The following is a 25,313-nucleotide window of genomic DNA, read 5'->3' on the forward strand; positions in this document are numbered from 1 at the left end:
ATATTGGTTAAGTCTATAGATTTGGAATTAAAAAAGCCCGGGAGTACCGGGCTTTTTCTTTTCTCACTTATTCGAAATTTTATTCAGCAACGACTGACTTTTGTAGCTTCGAAGCGAAGTTACTGGCATTGTCTTTATCGATGACGATAGGATCGAAAAGGTATCCGTGGAAAGTCAAATCCATGATTTGAATCTCGGCGATCTCAGCATCTTTATCATTCAGTTTAGCCATAGTTAGCTCAACAGCTTTTTCAGCCAAAGGCTCCAAAGGCTTGTAGATAGACATGTTTTGCGTTCCTTTTTTGATTTTGTCTATTGTATCAATAGTTGGATCCATACCTGTTTTGTAGATGTTATCTACTAGTGGATCGTTTTCCGCGTATTCATTCAACGCATCGTTGAACCAGTCTGCTGCAGATAATACCCCGTCAATTTCAGAAAGATCAGGTGTCTCTTCATAAAACTTCATCAACGCGCTCATTTCATTCCAGCTATCCAATACCCAATCACCTTTGACATTGATACGTCCTTCATCGATGTAGGGCTGAAGCACTTCTAGTTGCCCTTCTCTAAACTGAATCCCGTTTATATCAGAAACTGGCCCGTTGATCATAATGATATTTCCTTCTTTGATACCATTTACCATGCTTTTGGCCTGTTGTCTACCGCATTCCAGCCCGTTGTAGGAAACATAGATGTCTACATTTTCATCCATAACTGGACGGTCATATGCCACTACCAAAACTTTATTTGCTTTGGCCAATGAAACGATTTTCTCAGAGTTGGTACCGTCTACTGCTACGATAACGATGGCTTTTACACCTTCGTCAATCAATTCTTGTGTTTGCTCTAATTGCTTGTCTAAACTCGAGTGAGCGACTTTTAAGATGGTTTCAACCCCTTGTTCTGAAAAATTCTCTTCCAGAAATCTGGCATCATTCTTCCAGCGTACACTGGCGAATTGATCGAATAACAACCCTACCTTGGTCTGCCCAAAAGACAGGAATGTGGTTAGGGTCAATAGTAAAATTATTGCTGCTTTCTTCATGCTTTGTATGTTTAATAGTAAGTAAGATTCCTTCGTCTTTCATTCATGAAGGATCTAGTCTAGGATAATAAGGCATCAGGATGACTTAAAGCTAGTAAAAAATCAATGAACAAAAAGCAGAATTGGCCTTTTGATGGCTTTTCTGGACGTAATTAGGTGATTTTCTTAAGTATTAAAAATTTAACCTATGGCTTGGTTCAGGTAGAAAAGACTATCAACCATGTCAGGAATACCTATAGGTATGTTGATGGTACACTCTCCAATATTTTTTAACAAGCTGAATTGTACTACACCCCCTTCGTTTTTCTTGTCTTGTGTGGTCAATCGTAGGATTTCCTCAAATAACTTCGGGTCGATTGATTTTGGCTGATAAGTCTTGACAAGATATGAGGTTATTTCATCAAGTTCTTCTTTGGTGAGACCCGTTAGTTTGTGTGAAAGGAAGGCTTCTGCGATCATCCCCAACGCTATGGCTTCCCCGTGCAGGAGTCTTTCGCCGGGAATCTCTAGAAAATAAGACTCGATCGCATGACCAATCGTATGTCCAAAGTTGAGAATTTTTCTCAGGCCCGATTCGAATGGGTCTTCGGTTACTACCTTTTTTTTGATCTCGATGGAGTGTGCTACGATGTCTGTCCAGTCATGATTAAATGGGTCGATGTTTTTCACTTCTTTCCAATAGGCCGCATCATAGATCAGCCCATGTTTGATCACTTCTGCAAACCCAGATCGAAGTTCTTCCTTTGGTAGAGTCTCATAAAAACCGGTGTAGATCAAAACGTTTTGCGGTTCGTTGAATACTCCGATGTGGTTTTTGAACCCGTGAAAATCGATTCCGAGTTTCCCACCTACGCTGGCATCCACTTGAGACAACAGAGTGGTTGGGATATTCAAGAACTGCATCCCGCGTTTGTAAGTGCTTGCTACAAAGCCTCCCATATCTCCGATTACCCCGCCACCTAAATTGATGATCAGACCTTTTCTGTCAAAACCTGCCTCGGTCAGCGCCATCCAGATACTTTCACAAGTAGAAAGCGTTTTGTTTTCCTCACCACTAGGTATGGAAATCAAAAAATGCTCGGGTAGTGCATCCAAAACCAAGGGAAGGCAATGCTCTTCAGTGTTTTCATCCACAATCACAGCAATCTGACTATACTTTTTGTCAGAAAGAAACTGCTTAATACTTTTTTGAATGTCGGTGGTTACTTCGGTTCTGTGATTTTCCATGGTCTACTTTTCAGTCGGCAAAGTTAACATCCCTGACCAATTGTCAAATAACAGGACAGAAAATGAGTGAGGCAATATATGAACCTCCGGTGTTTATCCACGTAGGATAATCGATATGCATAGATTCGCTTTTCTCTTTCTGGTCTTCCTGGCTTTCATTGCACTGGATTATTATGTTTTTCAGGCAATTAGACTTCTCTTTCAGCAGCAGAATCCCTGGCTTAAGAATAGTGTTTACGTCATCTATTGGTCTCTGACTCTTTTGACTTTGGTAGGCATACTATTTTGGAATAGGATGGATACTTACGAATTGGCACATTTTCGGAGTTTTGTTGCTTCGGGCATGGTCATGAATCTGACCGGAAAACTGCTTTCAGGAATCATCGTGTTTTTTGATGATATCATTCGATTGGGTAAGTATGTTTATAGAGGAGTAGTACAGAATGGTGCAGTAAATCAGGCGACAGAAGGGATTACTCGATCAGAGTTTTTGGCCCAGTCGGCAATCGTGGCTGGTGCGGTACCATTTGCCATGATGAGTTATGGGATTCTCTCAGGCGCTTATGATTACAGAGTAAGAAGGAAAACCATTTACCTATCGAATTTGCCAAAAGCTTTTGATGGCTTAAAAGTAGCGCAGCTGTCCGATATCCACAGCGGCAGTTTTTACAATAAGAAGGCAGTGCAGGGTGGAGTCGATCTTCTCTTGAAGGAAAAACCGGATCTGTTTCTTTTTACTGGCGATCTGGTGAATAATGAATCCAGAGAAGTGAAGGATTACATGGATATCTTCTCCAAGGTCAAAGCGCCTTTAGGTCAATTTTCAGTGCTGGGTAACCACGACTATGGGGATTACAAACACTGGCGCTCTGCGGGTGCCAAGCAACAAAACCTACAAGACCTGATTGAGTCGCATAAAAATATGGGGTGGGATATCATGCTCAACGAGCATCGATATGTTACCGTGGATGGAGAAAAGCTGGCTCTCATTGGAGTTGAAAACTGGGGTAAAGGCAGGTTTGCGAAATACGGAGATCTGGAAAAAGCCGCTCAAAATGTAGAGGCAGATACTAAAATATTGCTCTCGCATGATCCGAGTCATTGGGACGCTCAGGTGCGCCCACAATTTTCTGATATAGATTTAACCTTGTCTGGACATACCCATGGTTTCCAGTTCGGGGTAGAGATAGGTGACTTTAGATGGAGCCCGTCTCAGTACATGTACAAACAGTGGGCCGATTTATATCAAGAAGGCAGCCAATACTTGTATGTCAATCGTGGTTTTGGTTTTTTAGGTTATCCGGGAAGGATCGGTATTCTACCTGAAATAACGATCCTGGAATTGAAAAGGGCCTAATTTTTCTGGTATTTGATTTCACCATTTACGATGGTGTATTCCACTTCGGTATTTAATATTTCGTCTTCATCTACGGTCATGATATCTTGCGATAGCACAGTGAAGTCAGCCAATTTTCCTGCTTCGATTTTACCTTTTATGTCCTCCTGAAATGAGGCGTAGGCATTGTTGTAGGTGAGTGATAGTAGCGCTTCTTCACGCGTCATTTTCTGATCAGGCTCATAGCCACCATCCGGATCACCATCCAGGGTTTTTCGAGTCACTGCGGCATAGAAGTTCGCAATAGGGTTCACTGGTTCTACAGGAGCATCTGTTCCATTAGAGATTCTTGCCCCAGAGTCGATCAATTTGCGCCATACATAGGCTCCTTCCTTTATTCTCTCCTCTCCCAATCGATGGATGGCCCATGGACGATCCGATGACATATGTATGGCCTGCATCGCAGGAATAATGCCCATCTCTCCAAAGCGAGGGATGTCATCCTCGGTCAAATGCTGTGCATGTTCTATTCGGAAGCGTGGGTTGGCTTTAGTCGTGTCAGAATTCAATACTATTTTATAAATATTGAGAAGAGCCTTGTTGGCGCGATCGCCGATGCAGTGAGTGGCGACCTGAAAACCCGTTTCGAAGGCTTTTTCTGTTATTCTTAAGATCTCGTCAGGAGGGGTGATCTTTTTGCCCATTTCGCCTGGCGCATCGCTATATTCTTCCATCAGCAGAGCCCCTCGACTGCCCAAAGCCCCATCGGCATAGATTTTAATGCTTCTTACTTGTAGGAACTCATTGTCAGTCATGGGGCCTTTTTTGAACCATAGCTTCAGTAAATCTCTATCGCTTCCGTCCAGCATGGCATATATTCTCATATTCAGCATCCCTTGATTGTAAAAGGACTCATAGAGCGAAATTTCTCTTTGGCTGACGCCTGCATCATGAAGGGCCGTGATGCCATTCTTAAGGCATTCCTCTATGGCCATGTTCAAGGCCTGAATATTTTTTTCGTCTGTGGGTTCAGGGATTTTTCGATAAATCAAATCAACTGCTGCTTCATTAAAAATTCCAGTGAGTTTGCCGTCTTCATCTCTTAGGATTTCTCCTCCTTCAGGGTTTTCTGTCTTCTTTGTGATTTTGGCTAATTTCATGGCCTTTTGATTCACAAAAACCAGGTGTCCACTGGCGTGAGATAAAACCACGGGGTTGTTGGGGGAGATCGCTGAGAGTGAGTCATGGATAGGAAAGCCCTGTACGGTAAGTACCGGTAGGCTATCCCATTTCTCCTGATGCCAACCTCGACCGATGATCCATTCTCCTTTCTTGGCACCAGCCACCTTTTCTTTGACGGCCTCCAGGATTTGTTCAAAACTCTCGGTCTTAGACAGGTCAAGGTTCATCAGATTGTAGCCGATACCCATGAGGTGGGCATGGCCATCGATCAATCCAGGAATGATGGTTTTATTTTTTAAATCCAACACTTTCGTGCTGTCGCTCAGCCAGTTGTTGGCGTTTAGGTTGTTGCCTACATATACAATTTTGCCATCCTTGACAGCCACAGCTTCTGCCTTTGGCTCCTTCAAATTGAGGGTGTGAATCGTCGCATTGAATATGACAAGATCTGCCTTGGGATGCTTGTCTTCACATGAGGCCAATAGCCATAGGGTCATAGCTAATAGCAAAACGAAATTTTTCATTCAATGCTGCTTTTGAAATGTTTTCTGATAAGTAGGTTATAAGTTTACGATATTTGGAGAGAATAAACAATTTATACTCCGACAATCAATCTTAGATCAGTACAAAAAATGAAAGTATATACAAAGACCGGCGATGAGGGGCAAACCAGTTTATTGGGAGGGACCCGACTATACAAATCAGACTTGAGAATTGAGGCATACGGAACCATAGATGAGCTCAATAGTTTTATGGGATTGCTTCGTGATCAGGAAGTAAATAAGGAGCACAAAGAATTGCTCATCAGTATCCAAAATCAACTCTTTGTGGTGGGGGCAGACTTGGCCACAGATCCAGCGAAAACGCAAGTAAAAAAGCCGCCGGTCAGCAGGCAGGCTACCGAAGAATTGGAAGCGGCGATCGATCAGCTGGATCAGGAATTGCCACCCATGACTCATTTTGTGTTACCCGGTGGGCATCAATCTGTATCTTTTGCGCATATCGCCAGAACGATCTGCAGACGGGCAGAACGGAACGTAATTGCCCTCTGGCAAAAGGATACTGTTTCTAACGAAGTGCAGGTTTATCTCAATCGGCTTTCGGATTATATTTTTGTATTGAGTAGGTGGATGTCCCTGAGATTGCATGTAGAAGAGGTGCCCTGGAGACCGGAAAGCAATTAATTGCAATGAAAATTCAAAAAAGCTGAGGCTGAAACCGTGCTAAATTCCGTATCTTAGCCTTTACTTTTTTTCTATCGAAAAAGAGCGAAAATAAAATTGAATAGACATGAGCAGTAGCACAATTGAATTTGATGTCAAACAAGTGGAGCAATCTAAGATTAGTCAGGTTGATTTCAACAATATAGAGTTTGGCAAAGTGTACTCCGACCATATGTTTGTGGCAGAGTATGCAGATGGTGAATGGAAAGATTTTAGGATAGAGCCTTATGCGAATTTATCCATCAGCCCGGCTAATGCTACTTTACACTATGCCCAATCTGTGTTCGAAGGCTTAAAAGCTTATAAGACAGATTCTGGGGATATTCATGTTTTCAGACCGCAAGCCAATGCCAAAAGAATGGTCATCAGCGCAGAGCGTATGTGTATACCTCCGATTCCTGAAGATCTATTTATGGAGGCTATGTCAGAGCTTTTGAGATTGGATGAGGCTTGGATCCCAACGAGAAAAGATACTTCACTTTACATTAGACCTGTCATTTTTGCTGATGATCCTTATGTGGGGATTCGTCCATCTATGACTTATAAATTTTTGATTTTTACCGGGCCGGTAGGGGCTTATTACTCTGAACCTGTCAATGTGAAGATCGAGACACATTATACCCGAGCAGCTTCCGGTGGAGTGGGATTTGCTAAGACTGCTGGTAACTATGCGGCATCTTTGTATCCGGCACTTCAAGCTCAGAAGGAAGGGTATCACCAGTTGATCTGGACAGATGGGAAAGAGCATAAGTACATCGAGGAGGCAGGAACCATGAATTTGTTGTTCTACATCGATGATACCTTGATCACAGCACCGGCTGGCGATAGTATCCTGAATGGAATCACCAAAGACAGTGTGTTGACTTTGGCTCGTGACTGGGGGATGAAGGTAGAAGAGAGACGTCTGAGTATCGATGAGCTTTTGGAAGCATTCAAAGCAGGAAAGGTGCAAGAGGCTTTCGGAGCAGGTACGGCGGCAACCATTTCGAAAATCAAGATGATTGGTTTCGAAGGTGAGAAGTATGATTTGCCAACAGAGACTCCTTTGGCTGACAAGCTGTTTCAAGAACTGGACGATATCAAAATGGGTAGAAAGCCCGACCCACACGGATGGGTTTATAAAGTATAAAAGAAAAGGCAGCTCAGAGGGCTGCCTTTTTTATGTCTATTTTTTTGAGTTCAGTAATTAACCCCTTCTGAAAAAACCTTTTTTCTTCTTAGGTTCTTCTTTTGGGACTTGTCCGATCAGCCAATTGCTCGCAGGTATGGGTGTATCAAACTGCTGGAAGTTGATTTCCGGATTCTTTTCAGCAATCAGATCTATCAATACGTTGGAGGATACCTGGGCCATTGCATTGTCGGAGATTACCGCTGCGATCTTGTCAGTCTTTTCGATCAGCTCTTCGCCGTATTTGTTGATGAAATCATTCTTGATCCAGATTCTCGCTCCAGCATCATATTCTTCTAATTTTCGACGGTCGATCAACCAATGGATCGAATCCACCATCATGGCCGCCTTGGCTGCTTGTTTGAAAATCCTGACCACTGTGTCTTCACTGACCTCACCTTTCCAGGTGAAAATCAAGGTCGACTTTTCTTCGTCAAATTCTAAAATTCCGTCTTCCGCTTCGTGCAGTTTTTTCATTACTCAATTATGGGTTGTGCTAAAAAAGTGCTGATTAAGCCCTTGCCTGTTTACTAATGACGTATTTGTGAGATCTGTTGTTATAGATTCAAAATAAATCATCCACCATTTGTGACCTTATTATTTAAGGTTTTGCCTTCGGGAGTGCAAAATTAGAGAATCTAATTTATACTAAAAGGATTATTTTCTAACATTCCGACTTATCTGAGGGCTATGTCAGAGGGGCTTTATAAATTTGGCCTTTCAATTATAGAATCGAAAAAGAGAATGACAGCAGATCAACTGAAGGAAATAATGGCCCGAGTCGAAGCACTTCGGGGGTATCTTTGACTATGATGTCAAAGTAAAAGAGGTAGAAGAAGAGGAGTCGATCACGACACAGCCAGATTTTTGGAATGACCCAAAAGAGGCTGAAAAAATACTGAAGCTGATTAAAGCCAAAAAAGTTTGGACTGATGGTTTCGAAAAAGTCAAAGGACTTGCCGACGATTTAGATACCCTATATGAGTTTTACGAAGCAGACGAGGTAGAAATGTCAGAAGTCGATGCTGAGTATAAGAAAACATTGGAGGCTCTAGAGGAACTCGAATTCAAGCGCATGCTGAGTGGTGAAGAGGACCAATTAGGTGCGATGATGGAGATCAATCCGGGCGCAGGAGGGACCGAGAGTCAGGACTGGGCCAGTATGCTCTACCGCATGTACGTGATGTGGGGGGAGAAAAATGGCTACAAAGTCAAAGAGGTCAACTACCAGGCAGGAGATACTGCGGGTATCAAGGCGGCTACTTTGGAGTTCGAAGGCCCATTTGCATATGGCTATCTCAAATCTGAGATCGGTGTGCATCGTTTGGTAAGGATTTCACCATTTGACTCAGGAGGAAGGAGACATACTTCTTTCGTTTCGGTATATGTGTATCCTGTAGTGGACGATACGATTGAGATCGAAATCAATCCGGGCGATATCGAATGGCAAACTTCCCGATCAGGAGGTGCCGGTGGTCAGAACGTAAACAAGGTAGAAACCAAGGTACAGTTGACACACAAGCCGACCGGTATTGTAATTGTCTGTCAGATCGAGCGATCGCAGCTGGCCAACAAGGAGCACGCGCTGAAGATGCTGAAATCTCAGCTCTATCAAAAAGAGGTAGAAAAGAGAAATGCTAAACGCGACGAGATCGAAAGCAGCAAGATGAAAATTGATTTTGGTAGCCAGATTCGAAACTACGTTTTGCACCCCTACAAATTAATCAAGGATGCTCGTACCGGTGTAGAAAGAACGGATGTTCAAAATGTACTGGATGGTGATTTAAATGATTATATTAAGGCTTTCTTGATGGAAGAGACTTCCGGTCCGGAAGTACAATAAAAGTGAGCCTATGAAACTAGCAGCAATCGACATTGGATCCAATGGTGTACGTTTTCAGGTGACGAATGTCATCCGATATGGAGATGAAACCACCTTCAAAAAACTTCACTTCATGAGGTTTCCTTTGCGATTGGGTGCGGATGTATTCGAAGGTGAGCAACGCCTGAGCGAATCGACCATGGATCGCTTCGTTCAGTTGATGACTGCCTTCAAAACAATCGTCGATCTTTATAAGGTGGACGATTGTTTTGCTATAGCCACTTCTGCCATGCGTGAGGCAGAAAATGGCCAGGAACTGATCGACCGGGTAAAAGAAACCTGCGGTCTACAGATCAATATCATCTCTGGTAAGATGGAGGCAGATATGATCAATCGGGTGATCATGTTTCATATCACAGAAAAGAATCACGTGCACATCGATGTGGGTGGGGGTAGTACAGAGCTGATTCTTTACAAGAATCGTGAAAAGATTGCCTCACGCTCCTTCAAGATCGGTTCGGTTCGTCTATTGAAATATGGAGAGAACAAAGAGACCTGGGAGAAGATGGAGAGCTGGGTGGCCGACCACCTGCCTGATCATGAAGAAATCATCGCGCTGGGTACAGGGGGTAACATCAAAAAACTGTCTGAATTGATCAATGGAGTGAAGGGCGGCGTGGTACAACTCGATGAGCTAGAGAAAATGCGCAGGAAGCTCCTAAAAATGGAATATGAAGAAAGGATGAACAAACTGAAACTGAACCCCGACCGGGCAGACGTTATTGTTCCTGCTTCTAAGATCTATATCACGGCTATGAAACTGGCAGGTGCCAAAGAGATCATCGTTCCGAATATCGGTCTCAAAGATGGTATCATGACCTACCTATACGAAAAGAACATTTCTAAAGGAAAATTTAGTTACAACAACTAGATATGAAGTTAAAGACCTACCTGGACAGAGGAATGGAATATATCCAGTCGGACGTTTGGAAGCGATCCAACGAAAAGGGTATCAAAGCCATTGCCAATAAGTTGATGCGTATTCTGCTGATCATCATTTATGAGATCAAGAAGGATAAAATTATTCTGAAAGCCTCTGCCACTACCTATTTATCTATTCTTTCGATTGTGCCATTGGTTGCTATCGTGTTTGCCATCTCCAAGGGCTTTGGATTGGAGAAAATGATAGAAAAGGAACTGGATAGATTGTTTTTGGGTCAGGATGTGGTGAAGGATGCCATTTTCGGCTATGCACAAAACATGCTGGACAATACACAAGGAGGAATTATTGTAGGGGTGTCCGTACTTGTTCTTTTCTATACAGTCATGCGTTTGCTCAATAATATAGAGGAGGTGTTTAACGACATCTGGGGCAAGCAGCGCTCACGTAACCTCATTAGAAAATTTACTGATTACCTGGCTCTGTTGACCATCGCTCCGATATTGATTATCATGTCGAGTGGGGTGACCATCTTTGTAGAGAACAAACTGAGATCTATTAGTGCCAATAGTGCATTCGAAGACGTGATGACACCCGTGGCTTCTTTCTTCGTGCAGTTATCTCCATTTGTTTTGATTTGGCTGCTTTTTACGATGATCTATGTGATCATGCCCAATGTCAAGGTCAGTTTCAAAAGTGGTTTCATTGCTGGAGTGATAGCAGGTTCCTTGTTTCAGGTGATTCAGTGGGGCTTCATTAATTTCTCATTCCTGATGGGTAACTATGGAGCTGTCTATGGCGGTTTGGCTGTGCTGCCATTGTTTTTTGTTTTTAACCAGCTCAGTTGGACGATTGTTTTTGTAGGAGGCGAATTGTCCTATGCAGTTCAGGTGGAGTCTGAGTTTATTCCTGAAGAAAAAAATATTCAATTTAGTCTGGCTGAAAGAAGAAAAATTGCTCTTGCGGTTATGCATGCGATTGTCAAAGCATTCGAAGCAGGAGAGCCGGCCTATACCAAAATGTCTTTATCCAATCATCTGGGGATTCCTCATCGTTTTGTCTCCAATGCAGTCAATAAGCTCGTGACTTGCGGTGTGCTGACCAAGAGTCTTAGTGAGGATGAGTCGGCGCATGTTTATGTGCCTTCTTTGGATATCAACAAAATTGATATGAACTATGTCCTCAGAAAGTTGGATGAATATGGAGTGGACGGTCTCTACGACGAAAGAAATAAAGAAGTTGGAATTATCCATCAGCAGATGAAACTGCTGAGAGGTGAAAGGGAGTCGTCAGCCAACAACAAACTACTCAAGGATCTATGATCCCAGGGTGGTTCAAAACCTGCGATTTCTCCAAAATAGTCATTTTATGGCGGATGTGTGCTGCTTTCCGTTTGAAGTAGTACCTTTGCGCCGCAATCAATACAAAACTGAATATTATGATGAACCCCTGGCATGATGTCCGCATCGGACAAGGAGCACCAGAAGTGGTAACGGGTATCGTAGAAATACCAACAAATACAAGAGCAAAATACGAATTGGACAAAGAAAGCGGTCTATTGAAATTGGATCGTGTACTTTATTCTTCTATCAATTATCCGGCGAATTACGGGTTTATCCCTCGTACTTATTGCGACGATGGAGATCCATTGGATATCCTGATCATGTCTCAGATCGAGGTAGTACCGATGTGTATTGTACAGGCCAATGTAATCGGTGTGATGCGCATGTTGGATGAAGGCGAAGCAGATGATAAAATCATCGCGGTAGCCTCTAATGACATGAGTGTAAATCACTATCAGGACATTTCTGAGATACCTCCCCACTTTGTGAAAGAACTGAGATCTTTCTTTGAGGATTATAAGAAATTGGAAAACAAATCTGTACAGGTAGAAGATTTTCAGAACAAAGAAGTCGCCATGGAAATCGTCAAGAAAAGTATCGAAGATTACCAATTGAAATTTGGATGAACTAAGGCTGAACAGCCCTAAAACTCCAGGAAAAATGGAACGCTGATACCAGTGTTCCATTTTTTGTTTTACCCTCTACCTTCACGCTGACAGTGACATTATCTGTGCTGTTCTTAGCCTCTTCTACTGCCGCTAATATTTCCTGTCCTCCCTCACAGCTGAAGTAAATTCTTTCTTTTGCCTGTTTGACGAATTCCGCATCATTCGCAGTAATGATGGTTAAGATTTTGGGTTTGACCCCTTTGGTAGCTGTAAGTGCCAGCACACCAGTCGAGAGTTCTGCTGCCATGGCCTGCACGGCAAAATACATCGATCCAAAAGGATTTTGATTGAGCCAGCGATGCTTTACGGTGGTTACCGCTCTCTCCTCATTAATCTCCAACACTTGCATGCCGCTCAGCCATCCCATAGGAAGTTTGGCCAGAAGATAAAGTCTCAGTTTCCAGGGGTTGGTGAATTGCTGGCAATACCGGCGCTGGTAGTCGGTATATGTGTGTCGGGTGTTGTTGTTCATGCTTTGAATTTAATCAAAAGTGTTGATTTGAAAGCTGCTGTTTCTAAAGTGTTCATTCTCAGTAAGTAGCTTTTTCGGGCTTGCGACTCTCAATTATTTGTCTTATTCTTGACAAACCAGGCAGGGTATATGCCCTGCCTCCCGCAGCATTTCGAGAAGATTTTTGTTGGATTAACCCAGTTCGGTGATAAAGTATTTCACCGGGCGAGTTTGGTATCTATTGACTTTAACATCAATAACAATGACAAGAGAGGAACAACTGGCATTTTGCAAGAAATGTACGAAAAGGAAAATGGACCTTCAGCAAGGTTTGCTTTGTAGCCTTACAGACCAAAAGGCAGACTTCGAAGGAGAGTGTAAAGATTTTGACAAGGACGAATCTGTAAAAGAGCAAGTCAATTATGAAGAGCTATCAGTTCATGAAGCGATTCCGGGTTTGTCTGACGAAAAGATACTTGAGCTAAAATCTCATCAGGATATTGTCTATGCTTTGGTAGGGGGGCTCTTCGTATCGGTGATTTGTGCTTTCATTTGGGCAGCTATTACAGTGGCGACCGAATATCAGATAGGTTATATGGCGATTGCAGTTGGTTTGGCTGCAGGAGTTGGTGTACGTTTTTTTGGCGCAGGGGTCGAATCGATTTATGGATTCATTGGGGCTTTTTATGCCTTGCTTGGTTGTGCACTTGGCAATTTGTTTAGCCAGGTCGGCTTTATTGCAGAGTATCAGCAGCTCAGTTATTGGAATACCCTGATGCTGATGGATCTTGACTTGATAGTGGAAGTTTTTATCGATTCTTTTAGTCCTATGGATCTACTGTTTTATGGATTTGCCATAGTAGAGGGATATAAGTTTGCTTTTCGAAAACTTCCTGAAAATGCACAACATCTTGATGACTTAACTCCCGAATATGCCAAACTCCGCTTGCCGCTGGTGATTGGGGCTTTTGTGTTGCTGTCTATTTCGGGTTACTCACTATCCAGGGGTGTGTCGGGACCTCAGACATACTATTACGAAACAGGAGAGTTGCTGTCAAAAGGAGAAATGGTGAATGGTCAAGAGGAGGGAACCTGGATCTACTACTATCCCAATGGCAAGACTCAGATACAGGGGGATTATAAAGAAGGACGGGAAGAAGGAACCTGGCTGTACTACTATGAAGACGGTAGTTTAATGAAATCTGTCGGTTACCAGCATGGCCTTTTTCATGGCCTGTATCGCCATTATGTTCCGGAAGGACAAATGACCGACTCAGTTTACTTTGAGTTGGGAAGAAAATCGGGTGCCTCCCTCTCTTTTTACGAGAATGGTCAGGTGGCGAGTGAAGGCAGTTATTATCGAGGAAAGGAAACAGGCATTTGGAAATTCTATCACGATAATGGGAAATTGAGTGCAACAGGTGAGTTCAAGGAAGGATCTAATGAGGGGCTATGGAAGTTTTATACTTATGAAGGTAACATTAGTCAGGAAGTAATCTATGATGCGGATGGTGCCAAAATAATGAAAGATTGGGATCGAGACGGAAGGCTAATGGTAGAAGAAGGTGTGGGATCCGTCCGATACTATCATGCCAATGGCCAACTTTCAGAGCAGGGTAAGATTGAAAAGGGAAAAAGATCAGGGATCTGGAAGTCATACCATGCCAATGGTCAGGCTAGCGTATTGGGAGAGTATAAAGATGATCTGTTTGTCATAGAATCGGCTTGGTCTGAAATAGGTAAACTAATGGTGGAGAATGGTGAAGGGGAATATGTTTCCTTTTATCCAGAGTCGGAGTTTGCTTCTGAAGAAGGATTGATATCTAATGGATTGAGACAGGGAATCTGGACTACTTATTTTCCCAATTCGGGAGTGATGCAATCGGAGATTGAATATAAAGAAGGGCTTATGGACGGAGCATATACCAATTATTTCGAAAGTGGAGGCTTTATGTCTCAGGGGATCATGGTTCAGGGTGAGCAGCATGGTGAGTGGACGTGGTATTTTGAGAATGGAGCGATTGAAAGTACGGCGAGTTTTGACCATGGAAAGAAAATAGGCGAGCAGGTGTTTTATACTGAAAATGGTGACCAGGCCAAAAAGGAGGTTTATGAAGAGGGAGAGTTCGTCTCAGAAACCTTGCTTTAAAAGGAATTCTCATGTAAAAGAGGCTGTCTCAATAGATTCAGAAAATAGAGTTTGACACATTGAGCTTAGTCGCCCGACTGTCGGACGCCCAGGAAATGTACCTTTGAAAAGTGTAACTAATGTTTCGACTTGGCTACTAATGACGTGTTAGTAAAACTTGTATTTTTTGATTTGTGGATCGCCTCGGGTTCCTCCTATCGTTGGAAGGACAGAACTGTTTAGTTTTTTCAATCGCAAATGCTAGCATATGCCACAGTCGTTGTGTCATTCCGACGCACGAGGAATCTAAGCGATAAATGCAAATCCAACAGTCTTACAAAGACAAGAATGTAATTTGCGTTTCTTGATCTGTGGATCGCTTATAGATTCCTGCCTGTCCGGTAAGCTGGTCTCCCACTGGTACCAATGACGTATTAGTAATAGCCAATGTTTTAGCATCTTTTACTATTAGGTCATTTAGCATTTGTGGCCTTATAAAACTAAGGCTTAGCCTTTCAACATGGCAAAGAAAGACTTTTGAGACAGCCTCTTTTTTGCTTTCATGATTAACAGTAAATTGCTCATCAGATTTGATTGACTATGACAAAATACTTTTTTCCTCAAGCACTAATTGTACTGGTATCGGCTTTGTTTTCCTTATACAAAGTGAATGCCCAAGACACCCCAATGACCTGGCGACAAGCCCTGCGACAGGAGGCCGATTGGTACGGAAGTCCGGAGGCGCTAAGGATCGCCGATCAGGTGTTGATCTATCAGCACCCTAATGGGGGATGGGCTAAGAATGTCGACATGGCCGCTCCACTGGATGCAGCCCAAATCAAAGCGATCAAGCAAGAACAAAGTAACCCGGATAGCGATCTAAGTGAAACTACGATTGACAATGGCGCTACACATACCGAGATGAGATTTCTAGCTCGTGTCTATGAAAGGACAGGTGAGAAGAAGTACAAGAAGGCCTTCTTAAAAGGCTTAGATTATCTCCTGGAGGCGCAATATGACAATGGAGGCTGGCCGCAGTTTTATCCATTGAAGAAAGGCTATTATGAAAATATCACTTTCAATGATGGAGCTATGATGGGTGTCATGTGGCAGCTCCGTCAAGTCGTGGATGGAGCCTATGATTTCGTAGATCCCACCAGAATAAAGCGCGCAAAAGAAGCCATTGACAAGGGGCTAGAGGTGATCCTGAAGATGCAGGTAAAAGTGAATGCTGAGCTCACCGTATGGTGTGCCCAGCATGACCCTGTGACCTTAGCGCCTGCCAAGGCTCGTGCCTATGAACATATCTCCCTTAGTGGCAGTGAGAGTGTGGGAATCCTAAAGTATCTCATGTCCATCGATAATCCCAGTCCTGAAGTCATAGCAGCAGTGAAAGGAGCAGTTGCATGGTTCGAAAAAGTGAAGTTGACCGATGTTCGAATCATTCGAAAGGAAGATGATACCCTACCCAGAGGTTTTGACAAATTGGTAGCCTTCGATCCCATGAATGCCGAGCCTCTCTGGGCACGCTTTTATGAAATCGGCACTAACTATCCGATCTTCTCTGATCGCCGGTCTATCGTTTTGTATTCCCTATCAGAGATCAGCTACGAACGCCGCGTGGGCTACCGATGGTTCGGCAGTTGGCCACAGCAGACGCTAGTAGAGGACTACCCCAAATGGTGTGAAAAGTGGGGCGTGCAATAGCATGAATAAAATTATTTTTGAGCTCCTTGCTTAGAGCCTATCCAGACGCCTAGCAGGGTGATGCCGATAGAAAAGATTACGATCCAGATCATGTTACTAGTATAGTGGTGTGAATGAAATACAGCATTCGGATAAAACAGGCCGTTAGTAGGATGATGAACATGCCACGATTTCTCACAATGGCATATAGAGGTACCAGAAATAGGAGGGACAGGAGTCCCATAGCGATTTTCATAGGATTCGATTTATCATATAGTATTAGAAAATAGTTCCCTGCCTATGGATGACCTATACTGCTACTACAGATAGCATGCATGTGCATACTGTAGCACTAGAGATCACTATAGGATGTAGGGGGAGCTGTAAGAACCGGGACATCATGCGTTCGGGTTCTACATGCAAGAAGAAAATCGATTAGCTCCGAGGCGGAGGAAGTGTAATAGATAAGAAAGGGTCTGTATAATTAATCCTCGGCCAATTACCCTTGATATCAATAGGGAATCCAAAAGGGTCTCTTAATTGAAACGAATCAGCACAGACCATAGGATACAGATGCAAGAGACAGGTTTTGTTCTCCGGATCAGGCTCGTCTTGTTCCGGGAAAAAATTGGTTTGATCCAATACAATCTCATAGACAAACTCTACGATGGATTCGATCTCGTTGACACTAGGATCGAAGCGACCTTCCTGATCAGCGGCATCCATAGAGAGGTTGATCATGTAAATACTCAGTAGCACACTGAGCGGTCTGGTAATATGCCTGGCGATGAAACGAATCACGGGATAAAGAAAAGGAATGTTTTGACCATCTCAAAGCATGCCATAATAATGCTCTTATTGATTTTAGCGAAAGAGCAATTTCTTGTCCAATACCACTTTTTAAATAATTAGAATCAGACAAAAAGCAGTATATCGCTGCTATTATTGTTTTTTAAGTATTTCGTAAGATAAATGTGTGTTTGGCTAATGGGTGTAATCGTATGTAGTAAGTTGGAAATGCTACCTTAAAGATAGCCCGCCAAATACCCTCCTTTTTCCAGGATCATTTGATGTTTGTTTAGATCCAGTATATTGATGATAGCCTGACTTTTGTCCTCGGCCTGGTCGTAGTAGGCCTTGCAGATTTGGTAGCCCATCCAGTAGCCCAGGTCATTGGGGCGGTCATTGTCCTTGCCGGCACTGCCATAGAGCCAGCCATGATATTTTTGATCGTTCATGATTTGAACGAACTCTTCGCACAGCACCTTTTCGTGCGCCATGCCATAGTCTGCAGCGGGTTGGTTCATACGGATGCCAGTGACCAACTCGGTCAGAAAGTCCGCAGCTCCTTCTTTGATACTCTGTGCGAGGAGCGTGTTTTTGGTTATGTCCACTTGATTGAAATGGATCAATTCGTGCACCACGATGATAGGGAGGTAGGACATGTCCTGTTGTGTTTCGACACCCATGATGATGCCGTTCTTGGAGGAGGTGCCACCGGAGTTGAATGCGCCGATCACAAAGTAGGCAGGAGGGAAAACAGCATCCGGATATATCGAGTCCAATCGGAGATAGTAGCCCTCAATAGGGGATAGGTGCGTCTCGATCGTTAGGGATTTTTCACGGATCTTCAGGTAGTCTTCTTTTCTTTTTTGTACTGTTTTTTTGAGGTTTCTGGGACTCTCGATTCTGTAAGGAATGAAATCCTTCACTCCCTGACTGCCTTGTTCCAGATAGCTGTCGAAGGGATTGCCTTTGCCCTCCAGCTGATCAAAGGCTTGCCAAAACAGAGGAATGTCCGAAGTGACCAATTGTGCCTGAGTGGGATCAGTGGGAAAGCCACTCTGACCGAATAGTGGATGAATGAATAGAAGAAACAAGGGGAGTAATTGGAGTCGCATTTTTTATTTTTAAGGACCATCTTTCTGGGCGATGGTTTCTTTAGAGCCTTAGGTTTTGTCCTAAACCTCAATCTTCGATATAAAAATACTGATTTTATCTTCCCTTATGAAAGCTCTACCTTCTGGTAAATCGCATTTCCAGTATCTAAAATCACATCTACCGCCTGATACCTCACACTAGAAGGCTTCAAAATCACATCTACCGTATTCTATAAGGCTAAAAAATCACTTGAGGTTCCAAAGTGTACTAGATAGGTCTCAAAGTGTACCGGATAGGTTCCATTGTGCCGCTATTTAGGATCAAAGTCTCACTAATAGGTATCAAAATAAACCAGGGAACAATATTCCCTACCTAAGAGGTATCATATCCTACTAGAATATGATTTTCCCTACAAGATCAGTTCCAAAGTCTCACTAAAAATTCACTTAGGACGAATAGAAATTCATTCTGGATCACTAAAAATTCATTCCAGACCAATAAAATGTGAGGGAATTAACCGAATATGTGAGCAAAAGGATGGGAATAGTATCAAAAGTAAGGGATATGTGAGAGAATGGGACTTTTCTGTTTTTGACTGAATGGGTTTAGTTGGGTTTTATTATATTCGATTGATAATCAACCCCGCTGGACGAGAGAAAGGCGATACAACCTATGCTAAGACTGAATATATCTCGAGTGATGCGCATCCGTGGCATCCGCAACCCTTACAAATTTTTGAGAGACCAGGGCATCAGCCATGCCGTAGTGAATCGACTGCTGTCTGGCAAATCCAAAGGCGTGAAGATGGATCAATTGCAGAGGATCTGCCTCGCCCTGCATTGCACACCAAACGACCTGATGGAATGGGACAATGCCCAATCCTCTCTTTCTGATGAACACCCCATCCAGGAGCTGGTGCGAGTAGATGACAACTTTAGCCTGGAGGACTTACGCAAGCTTCCCCTGGAAAAACTCAGGGAGCTAGAAGAGATGTTGGAGGGGAATTCAAAAATTAACCATTAATCACCTATTGTCTTTAATTGATGTTTTTGAAATTGGAGATGTACATCAGTATTCTTGTGATTGAAAGTGACTAACATGAATAAAGCTAACCCGTTCAGCTCTAAGATGAGCCAAAAGTCCTCGGATGATTTGAGGCAGATTATTGAATCAAACGCACATGTGCCAGAAGCCATCTCTGCTGCTAAATTGGAATTGCAAAGCAGAGAAAGTAATGGGGTGCTTGACAGGGAAGAGGAAGAAAAGACAAGACCATTGGAATGTGAGGCGAGATACCAGGACTTTGTAAGAGACTTAGATTCAAACGTACATTTTGGATGGACACCCAGACATGAGGAGAGCATTAATCTAAACGTTCCTGAGGGATCTTTTGGAGCAATAGTAGAGGAAGTTGCGAATAGGTTGTGCTGGGATTTGATTCAGCTTGATCAAAATTTTGCACTAGTAAAGAGACGACTAGATGATAGTTGGACCGAAGACATAATGGTTGAGTCAAAAGGAAATGGACTGTGGAAAATAAAATCTTCAACCATTGGTAGTCAAATGTTAGACATGGGTAGAAACTCAAAAAGAGCAAAACTATTTGCCCATGTAATAGAGGAGGTAATACAAGAAAAGGGGGAGGAAGGACTTAAACAATTAACAGAGCAGCATAATCGAAGAGTCAACATGGATGACTATGTGGTTCCTGATAGCTTGCCTAATCCTCCTGAGTATAGTCATCCTAATGCGATGCTTTTGTTTGGCTATAGTATCATGACCATCCTGTTGTTTTCTGCAATTTTCGGTCTCATTACTCAGTTTTTATACATAATTATGTTGTTTGAATCCTTGGTCGCACTTGGTGTTGCTTATGTCTTGTATGATGGAATGAAGAGGTCGAACTATTTTGATCACAACCAAGCGACCATGATTTTAGTCACTATAGGGATTGTAATAGGGAGTCAATATGTTCAATATTTATGGATCTTGAATAAATACAACATATTGGACGCTTCTTTTTTTGACTTTATAATAGCCCGAATAGATCATGGCTTTCATTTTAGAAAAATCAATACTGGATGGGTAGGATGGCTGGTGGTGTATGCTCTGCAACTTCTTATTATTTATTTTTTCGGTTATTTCTATTTAATCAAACTTATTTTGAAATATGTATCTGAGCGGGTACCTGTAGAGGTAAAAGAATTCGCACATTATCAGGTGATTAAAGGTAAGTCTGAAGTAGGCTTAGAAAAGGAATTAGCAAAAATGGGCTGGAGTGATCCGGTGCACATCCAAATGGTCAAGGATGCGATAGGTGCTGAATATGATGCTGTTGAGATAAATACATAATTGATAATATATTTACTTTCATGAATACTTAGTGCCAGTGATTTTTTATGAGGCTCTATAAAATCTATATGCTATTTATATTTCTACAATTGGTTTGTCTTGCATATGGTCAATCGGATAAGGATCTGGTCATTCAGGCAGCTCTAAATGCGGAGAACATTGAAGAGATAGAATCGGTCAATGGAAAATATAAATTTGAGAGGCAACATTGGGATAGATTGAATTATGGTTTGGTTCAGTATAATTATCAGCTGAGTAGAAGGAGAAAACAGGAAAGAGTCTGTTTACTGGTAGTTTCATTCAATTCTAAGATTGTCTATTCAGAGCTTTATCGATACGATGGCAACAGCCACTTTCTAGATGATGAAGAAAATGAACCATTTTGGATTTATCAGGAACTAAGTTCGAATAGTAGGGAGTATTTTTCTAATAAGAAGTTGAATGCCAATCATCTTACGCGCTTACCCTACCGATCGACTTTTGGATTGGCCTGTAGTGCAGGGGCTGGCTTGCCTGATGAAGGACAGCTTATGCTGGAATTTGTAGAAAACAGGAATTTGACCGAGTTAGAATCATGGTTGAATAGTATTAGCCCCGTCCGTCAGGCATATGCTTATCTGGGATTTGCATTAATTGAAGCTGAAGGGGTGCCTGTTGGTTCAAAAATTAAAAATCAAATGAATGAACTCCTTGCTAGTGATGCTGAAGTGTATTCTTGTAGTGGATGTACCGATTGGGGAGTTAAGCCGCTTTCCGTCATGTTAAATGAGGATCAAGTCCAGCGGTTTGTTGAAAAGTATTCGAAATAGTGTTTGACGCGTCTAATAACTTATTGACCCCTGAATGAGAATGGGCTAACCCAAATCAATCTGTATGTAGGAGAAAACTACCTTATACTATAGATTAGCTGAATCAATTATTGCATTAACATATGAAAATCCGACTAGCCGTTCTCTTCATCTTTTGTGTCCATCAGCTATTTGCCAATCCTACTCGATTTCCTATCCAAAAGGAGGATAGTACCTATGTCGAGCTATTAGAAGCTATCGTACAGAACAGAAACCCACATACTGTACTTAAGATCCTGAGCGATACAATAGACTACTCCCTTTGTAGCAATGACAGTTTGAGATCAAGAATTTATTATCATCTGGGCCGGGCTCATGGGCAATTAGGCAATTTTGATCCTTCGATTCAGTATCTGGATCAGGCACTTCAGTTGTCGTTGGATCATCAATTGTCAGATGGGATCATAGGAGTGCTGATGGCACAAGGCAATGTGTATTGGGCCAAGGATTACTATCAATTGGCATTGAAGAGTTACCACAGGGCATTGGACCAGCTGGAGGTGTTGGAGGTCAACAATCAGGGGATGTTCAGGGTCATGTTATTGAGCAATATTGCGGGCATTCATTCCGTGCTGGAGGATTATGATCAGGCTTTGGAATTCAGCACTCAAAGTACACAGATAGCCTATCGTACGGGTAATTTAAGACCTCGTGGACATCTCAAATTTGGAACCATTCTCAATCAGTTGGGACAATTTCAGCGGGCACTAGATAGCCTTCAGGTCACCGAAAAGCTGATTTTGGAAGCTGGAGATTCCGTAGCATTGGTTCATTGTCATCTCGCCAATGCGATGGCGCACAAAGGTCTGCAAGATATTGAATCAGCAAAGGCATACATGGATCGTGCTTTTAGCGTTGGAGCTTTGATTGGCTATCAAATGTCCGACCTGATGATACAGATGGGAGAGCTATGGGAAGAACAGAATCAACTAGGGCTAGCCATACAATATTATGACAGTGCCTTGCAGGTTTCAATCGCACAAAACTCGATTAAAGGTCAAGCGGAAGCCTATCAAAAACTGACTGAAGCCAACAGGAGGAGAAAACAATACCAAACTGCATTTGAGTACCTAAGCTTGGCTACTGCCCTGCGCGATTCGATCGGTGATGTGGATGTTAGGAATCGTATCAATGAGCTGAATACTGAATTCGAAACGGAGAAAAAGGTGCAGCAGATTGCCCGGTTGGAGCAGGAAGGTAAAATCAATGAACTGGAATCCGAGAGGCAGCAGCAGTTGATTGTTTTCTTTTTAATAGCCGCCGTGCTGCTGATAGTGGCTTTGGCTATGCTGTATTTTAGGTACCGAGACAAGAAAAAGAACAATTCGATTCTGGATACAAAGAATCAGGAGCTGGCTCAGCTCAATCATACTAAAGATCGATTATTCTCGATCATTTCTCACGACTTGAGAAGTCCACTTTCTTCCTTTCATACCATCACTCGTGGCTTGTCTGACAATTGGGATAATTTAGAAAAAGAGCAGCTAAAAGATTTCATCATCTCTCTGAGGGATTCTTCGCAGGACGTCAAGAACATGATGGACAACTTATTAAAGTGGGCCTTATCACAAACCCAACAATTGAAATACAAACCCACTGAAGTAGAGACCAGGGATGTAGTAGACGGAGTAGTCAGCGAGTTGCGTTCGGTTGCTTTGCTCAAGGAAATAGAGATAAAGCGTGAGTATCATACGGAGCAAAAGATTAGAGCTGACCGAGATTTTCTACAAATAGTGGTAAGAAACATTCTGAGCAATGCTTTAAAATTTTCAGACCACAAATCGGTAGTAGCTATAAAGGTAGAAGATCAGACCAATGTTCAAATGTTAACTATTCAGGATTTTGGAGTGGGGATGGATCAAGAGGAAGTGGATCAGCTACTAACTGGTGAGATAGTCGCTCATGATATTCAAAACTCCAGCGAGAAAGGAACGGGATTAGGCTTAGTCCTATGCAAGGAACTCATGGACAAAATGAATGCTCGAATAGAGGTTAAGACACGAAAAGGCCAGGGCACTTTATTTCAATTGTATTTTGAAGGATAAAAAGTAAGGAGCAAGGATGATTATTGCTCCAAAAAAACTGTGTCGATTTGATAACCATTATTTTCCGAAAGGTTAAGCCTATGGATTTTGTAGCCCCTTTTGGAGAAGACCAATACCAGATCCGGGCAGCCAAATAAGCCTCCTGAAATGTCAGAATATTCGAAGTACCCAGTCGAATCTGTCAGGATGAGTTGGCTGGTGATCCCCTCTTCAAAGTCTCGGTCATTTACGATTTGAACTTCTGCAATAGGAAGTTGGGTCTGAGCATCTAAGACTACTCCTTCAGCATGTCTATGACAGTCGCAACTCCAAAGTAATAATGCCATCGTGATTGTGGCGGTTTTGAAAAAGTATATCTTGAAAGGCATATCCGGTTTTTATTTTCAGGAATAATAATTACTAAATCTCAAATCTCAAATCTCAAATCTCAAATCTCAAATCTCAAATCTCAAATCAGTTCTATCATATCAGCTTTCAGCCTTCCTCCGGCGGGCAAGCTTTCAATTATCTACAGTGAACGATACCGAACACTAGTGTCACGTTCCTGAACAAAAAACGCCAAATTATATTTTGGGTGTTTTAATTAAGTATCAATAAATCAGTTAGTTATATTCTTGGCATCCTTGTTGGCATATAGTGAACACATTAGAAAACTACATTTACCGAATGGATCGAGTTATTGAAAAGAAGAAGTGGACTACCAAGAAGATCGCAATGATCAGTGGAGGCGTTTTGGTTTTGAGCTTTGTTCTATACAATTTCATTTTTGCGGACAAGGGCGTCAAGCTCAAGGTCAACGAAGACAAAATCAAAATTGCCACAGTGGTGAACGACCAGTTCCGTGAGTTTATACCCGTAGATGGTACCGTGGTGCCGATCAAAACCATCCGTCTCGATGCGATCGAAGGAGGTGTAGTAGAAAAGAAATACTATGAAGGAGGAATTCTGGTAGAAGAGGGTGACACAATCCTGAAACTAGCCAACAATGACCTGGTTCAAAATTTCATCCGGGAAGAAACACAGGCTTTCATCCTGGTCAATAATCTGGAGAATACCAAGCTCGACCTGCAGCGCATGCAGTTCGAACTCAAGCGCAGGTTGATCGAGCTGGATTATGATATAGCGGATGCTAAGGATAACTATGAAAGAGGCAAGAAGCTGAGAGAAGAAAAAGTGATCTCTGAGCAGGAGTTTCTTCGACTACAGCGCGCTTATGAGCGTTTGACCTCAGCCCGCAAGATTGAGATCGAATCTCAGGCTTTTGATGCGAAGAATGCTAAAATTCAGATCAGACAAACGGAAGAAACGCTGAAAAGAACCCGCAACAACCTGAACCTGATCAAAGCGAATCTGGAGAACTTGTATATCAAAGCGCCGATCTCAGGCAGGCTATCATCTGTGGACGTAGAGGTGGGAGAGTCTATCCAACGTGGACAGAATATCGGTCAGATCGATGACCTCAGCGGATTCAAAGTGCGAGCGGATATCGATGAGCACTACATCGCCAGGATCTATGAGGACTTGCAGGGGACTTTTGATTTTGATGGAGGCAGTCACAAGCTGCAGATCTACAAGATCTACCCTGAAGTCAACAACGGTTTGTTCTCTGTGGACCTGGCCTTCGAAGGCAAAGCGCCAGAAGGCGTGCGTAGAGGTTTGACTCGTCCGATCAAGTTGCAGTTGAGCGAAAATATTCAGGCCTTGCAGATCCCAAGGGGCAGTTTTTATCAGACGACTGGGGGCAATTGGATATTTGTCATAGACAAGGAAAGTGGCGATGCAGTTCGCAAGAAGATAAGACTGGGTAGACAAAACCCGAGATACTATGAAGTGCTGGAAGGACTGGAAGCGGGAGATCAGGTGGTGGTATCCTCATATGAAGGCTATGAAGACAAAGATCGACTGGTATTCAAGTAATTGAAAAATAAAAATGAGCCGAGATACAACTTTTAGACTCAGTATCTT

At 42.6% G+C, this 25,313-nt stretch carries 22 protein-coding genes; 14 read left to right on the forward strand and 8 right to left on the reverse strand.

Annotation, left to right across the window (positions count from 1 at the left end; translation table 11 throughout):
• Positions 1–79: 79 nt before the first annotated feature.
• Positions 80–1,048 (reverse strand): substrate-binding domain-containing protein, encoded by a 969-nt coding sequence (locus tag N7U62_RS20530; protein WP_264139985.1) that lies wholly within the window; start codon positions 1,046–1,048, stop codon positions 80–82.
• A 180-nt stretch (positions 1,049–1,228) separates the two neighbouring features.
• Positions 1,229–2,275, reverse strand: coding sequence for a 3-dehydroquinate synthase (gene aroB, locus N7U62_RS20535; RefSeq protein WP_264139986.1), 1,047 nt, complete (start codon positions 2,273–2,275; stop codon positions 1,229–1,231).
• Between the two features lie 115 nt (positions 2,276–2,390).
• Between aroB and N7U62_RS20540 the strand changes: the two genes are divergently transcribed.
• A complete protein-coding gene (locus N7U62_RS20540; RefSeq protein WP_264139987.1) occupies positions 2,391–3,632 on the forward strand; it encodes a metallophosphoesterase in 1,242 nt (413 codons plus the stop codon).
• Here N7U62_RS20540 and N7U62_RS20545 read toward each other — a convergent pair.
• A complete protein-coding gene (locus N7U62_RS20545) occupies positions 3,629–5,317 on the reverse strand; it encodes an amidohydrolase (RefSeq protein WP_264139989.1) in 1,689 nt (562 codons plus the stop codon). The two genes, N7U62_RS20540 and N7U62_RS20545, sit on opposite strands and share 4 nt — an antisense overlap.
• A gap of 108 nt (positions 5,318–5,425) precedes the next feature.
• Here N7U62_RS20545 and N7U62_RS20550 point away from each other — a divergent pair, with 108 nt between their 5' ends.
• On the forward strand, positions 5,426–5,977 hold the full coding sequence (locus N7U62_RS20550; protein ID WP_264139990.1) for a cob(I)yrinic acid a,c-diamide adenosyltransferase: 552 nt from the start codon (positions 5,426–5,428) through the stop codon (positions 5,975–5,977).
• A 106-nt stretch (positions 5,978–6,083) separates the two neighbouring features.
• Positions 6,084–7,145, forward strand: a complete 1,062-nt coding sequence (locus N7U62_RS20555) for a branched-chain amino acid aminotransferase (protein ID WP_264139991.1) — start codon at positions 6,084–6,086, stop codon at positions 7,143–7,145.
• A 57-nt stretch (positions 7,146–7,202) separates the two neighbouring features.
• Here N7U62_RS20555 and N7U62_RS20560 read toward each other — a convergent pair whose 3' ends face one another.
• Complete coding sequence (locus N7U62_RS20560; protein WP_264139992.1) at positions 7,203–7,661, reverse strand: hypothetical protein; 459 nt, start codon at positions 7,659–7,661, stop codon at positions 7,203–7,205.
• Between the two features lie 267 nt (positions 7,662–7,928).
• Here N7U62_RS20560 and prfB point away from each other — a divergent pair.
• The 4 genes from prfB (at position 7,929) to N7U62_RS20580 (ending at position 11,915) form a co-directional block, all read left to right on the forward strand.
• Positions 7,929–9,027, forward strand: a protein-coding gene (gene prfB / locus N7U62_RS20565; protein ID WP_264139993.1) for a peptide chain release factor 2 whose coding sequence is annotated in 2 segments (ribosomal slippage) — positions 7,929–7,988 and positions 7,990–9,027 — 1,098 coding nt in all. Because the reading frame shifts where the segments join, the coding sequence is not laid out codon by codon here.
• Positions 9,028–9,037: 10 nt separating this feature from the next.
• A complete protein-coding gene (locus tag N7U62_RS20570; RefSeq protein WP_264139994.1) occupies positions 9,038–9,937 on the forward strand; it encodes a Ppx/GppA phosphatase family protein in 900 nt (299 codons plus the stop codon).
• A 2-nt stretch (positions 9,938–9,939) separates the two neighbouring features.
• Complete coding sequence (locus N7U62_RS20575; RefSeq protein ID WP_264139995.1) at positions 9,940–11,268, forward strand: YihY/virulence factor BrkB family protein; 1,329 nt, start codon at positions 9,940–9,942, stop codon at positions 11,266–11,268.
• 116 nt (positions 11,269–11,384) lie between these two features.
• Complete coding sequence (locus N7U62_RS20580) at positions 11,385–11,915, forward strand: inorganic diphosphatase (protein ID WP_264139996.1); 531 nt, start codon at positions 11,385–11,387, stop codon at positions 11,913–11,915.
• A 1-nt stretch (position 11,916) separates the two neighbouring features.
• On the opposite strand, the gene N7U62_RS20585 is transcribed toward N7U62_RS20580, so the two are convergent.
• Positions 11,917–12,429 (reverse strand): PaaI family thioesterase, encoded by a 513-nt coding sequence (locus tag N7U62_RS20585; protein WP_264139997.1) that lies wholly within the window; start codon positions 12,427–12,429, stop codon positions 11,917–11,919.
• 241 nt (positions 12,430–12,670) lie between these two features.
• On the opposite strand from N7U62_RS20585, the gene N7U62_RS20590 reads away from it, so the two are divergent.
• Positions 12,671–14,557: a toxin-antitoxin system YwqK family antitoxin gene (locus N7U62_RS20590; protein ID WP_264139998.1), complete on the forward strand. Its 1,887-nt coding sequence runs from the start codon at positions 12,671–12,673 to the stop codon at positions 14,555–14,557.
• Between the two features lie 579 nt (positions 14,558–15,136).
• Complete coding sequence (gene pelA, locus N7U62_RS20595) at positions 15,137–16,243, forward strand: pectate lyase (RefSeq protein ID WP_264139999.1); 1,107 nt, start codon at positions 15,137–15,139, stop codon at positions 16,241–16,243.
• Positions 16,244–16,657: 414 nt separating this feature from the next.
• Here the strand turns inward: pelA and N7U62_RS20600 are convergent, their stop codons facing one another.
• Together N7U62_RS20600 and N7U62_RS20605 are read right to left on the reverse strand one after the other, a co-directional pair.
• Positions 16,658–17,023 carry a hypothetical protein gene (locus N7U62_RS20600; protein WP_264140000.1) on the reverse strand — a complete coding sequence of 122 codons (366 nt, stop codon included), beginning with the start codon at positions 17,021–17,023 and terminating at the stop codon, positions 16,658–16,660.
• 224 nt (positions 17,024–17,247) lie between these two features.
• Entirely contained in the window at positions 17,248–18,123 is an 876-nt protein-coding gene (locus tag N7U62_RS20605; RefSeq protein WP_264140001.1) for a DUF2268 domain-containing putative Zn-dependent protease, read from the reverse strand.
• Between the two features lie 652 nt (positions 18,124–18,775).
• Here N7U62_RS20605 and N7U62_RS20610 point away from each other — a divergent pair.
• The 4 genes from N7U62_RS20610 to N7U62_RS20625 all read left to right on the forward strand — a co-directional run bounded on the left by N7U62_RS20610 (position 18,776) and on the right by N7U62_RS20625 (position 23,348).
• Entirely contained in the window at positions 18,776–19,126 is a 351-nt protein-coding gene (locus N7U62_RS20610) for a helix-turn-helix domain-containing protein (RefSeq protein ID WP_264140002.1), read from the forward strand.
• Positions 19,127–19,201: 75 nt separating this feature from the next.
• Entirely contained in the window at positions 19,202–20,455 is a 1,254-nt protein-coding gene (locus N7U62_RS20615; RefSeq protein WP_264140003.1) for a hypothetical protein, read from the forward strand.
• 68 nt (positions 20,456–20,523) lie between these two features.
• A complete protein-coding gene (locus tag N7U62_RS20620; protein ID WP_264140004.1) occupies positions 20,524–21,264 on the forward strand; it encodes a hypothetical protein in 741 nt (246 codons plus the stop codon).
• 122 nt (positions 21,265–21,386) lie between these two features.
• On the forward strand, positions 21,387–23,348 hold the full coding sequence (locus N7U62_RS20625) for an ATP-binding protein (RefSeq protein WP_264140005.1): 1,962 nt from the start codon (positions 21,387–21,389) through the stop codon (positions 23,346–23,348).
• A 20-nt stretch (positions 23,349–23,368) separates the two neighbouring features.
• Here the strand turns inward: N7U62_RS20625 and N7U62_RS20630 are convergent, their stop codons facing one another.
• The gene (locus N7U62_RS20630) at positions 23,369–23,716 is read right to left on the reverse strand and encodes a peptidase associated/transthyretin-like domain-containing protein (protein WP_264140006.1); all 348 of its coding nucleotides are present in this window, start codon (positions 23,714–23,716) and stop codon (positions 23,369–23,371) included.
• Between the two features lie 298 nt (positions 23,717–24,014).
• Here N7U62_RS20630 and N7U62_RS20635 point away from each other — a divergent pair, with 298 nt between their 5' ends.
• Entirely contained in the window at positions 24,015–25,265 is a 1,251-nt protein-coding gene (locus N7U62_RS20635) for an efflux RND transporter periplasmic adaptor subunit (RefSeq protein ID WP_264140007.1), read from the forward strand.
• Positions 25,266–25,313 lie beyond the last annotated feature (48 nt).

This window comes from Reichenbachiella ulvae (assembly GCF_025833875.1).
GTDB lineage: Bacteria > Bacteroidota > Bacteroidia > Cytophagales > Cyclobacteriaceae > Reichenbachiella > Reichenbachiella ulvae.

Excerpts from the sequence above, each read along its gene's own strand:
- N7U62_RS20530 (WP_264139985.1), bottom strand. The coding sequence starts at position 1,048 with ATGAAGAAAGCAGCAATAATTTTACTATTGACCCTAACCACATTCCTG.
- aroB (WP_264139986.1), bottom strand. The coding sequence starts at position 2,275 with ATGGAAAATCACAGAACCGAAGTAACCACCGACATTCAAAAAAGTATT.
- N7U62_RS20540 (WP_264139987.1), top strand. The coding sequence starts at position 2,391 with ATGCATAGATTCGCTTTTCTCTTTCTGGTCTTCCTGGCTTTCATTGCA.
- N7U62_RS20545 (WP_264139989.1), bottom strand. The coding sequence starts at position 5,317 with ATGAAAAATTTCGTTTTGCTATTAGCTATGACCCTATGGCTATTGGCC.
- N7U62_RS20550 (WP_264139990.1), top strand. The coding sequence starts at position 5,426 with ATGAAAGTATATACAAAGACCGGCGATGAGGGGCAAACCAGTTTATTG.
- N7U62_RS20555 (WP_264139991.1), top strand. The coding sequence starts at position 6,084 with ATGAGCAGTAGCACAATTGAATTTGATGTCAAACAAGTGGAGCAATCT.
- N7U62_RS20560 (WP_264139992.1), bottom strand. The coding sequence starts at position 7,661 with ATGAAAAAACTGCACGAAGCGGAAGACGGAATTTTAGAATTTGACGAA.
- N7U62_RS20570 (WP_264139994.1), top strand. The coding sequence starts at position 9,038 with ATGAAACTAGCAGCAATCGACATTGGATCCAATGGTGTACGTTTTCAG.
- N7U62_RS20575 (WP_264139995.1), top strand. The coding sequence starts at position 9,940 with ATGAAGTTAAAGACCTACCTGGACAGAGGAATGGAATATATCCAGTCG.
- N7U62_RS20580 (WP_264139996.1), top strand. The coding sequence starts at position 11,385 with ATGATGAACCCCTGGCATGATGTCCGCATCGGACAAGGAGCACCAGAA.
- N7U62_RS20585 (WP_264139997.1), bottom strand. The coding sequence starts at position 12,429 with ATGAACAACAACACCCGACACACATATACCGACTACCAGCGCCGGTAT.
- N7U62_RS20590 (WP_264139998.1), top strand. The coding sequence starts at position 12,671 with ATGACAAGAGAGGAACAACTGGCATTTTGCAAGAAATGTACGAAAAGG.
- pelA (WP_264139999.1), top strand. The coding sequence starts at position 15,137 with ATGACAAAATACTTTTTTCCTCAAGCACTAATTGTACTGGTATCGGCT.
- N7U62_RS20605 (WP_264140001.1), bottom strand. The coding sequence starts at position 18,123 with ATGCGACTCCAATTACTCCCCTTGTTTCTTCTATTCATTCATCCACTA.
- N7U62_RS20610 (WP_264140002.1), top strand. The coding sequence starts at position 18,776 with ATGCTAAGACTGAATATATCTCGAGTGATGCGCATCCGTGGCATCCGC.
- N7U62_RS20615 (WP_264140003.1), top strand. The coding sequence starts at position 19,202 with ATGAATAAAGCTAACCCGTTCAGCTCTAAGATGAGCCAAAAGTCCTCG.
- N7U62_RS20620 (WP_264140004.1), top strand. The coding sequence starts at position 20,524 with ATGCTATTTATATTTCTACAATTGGTTTGTCTTGCATATGGTCAATCG.
- N7U62_RS20625 (WP_264140005.1), top strand. The coding sequence starts at position 21,387 with ATGAAAATCCGACTAGCCGTTCTCTTCATCTTTTGTGTCCATCAGCTA.
- N7U62_RS20630 (WP_264140006.1), bottom strand. The coding sequence starts at position 23,716 with ATGCCTTTCAAGATATACTTTTTCAAAACCGCCACAATCACGATGGCA.
- N7U62_RS20635 (WP_264140007.1), top strand. The coding sequence starts at position 24,015 with ATGGATCGAGTTATTGAAAAGAAGAAGTGGACTACCAAGAAGATCGCA.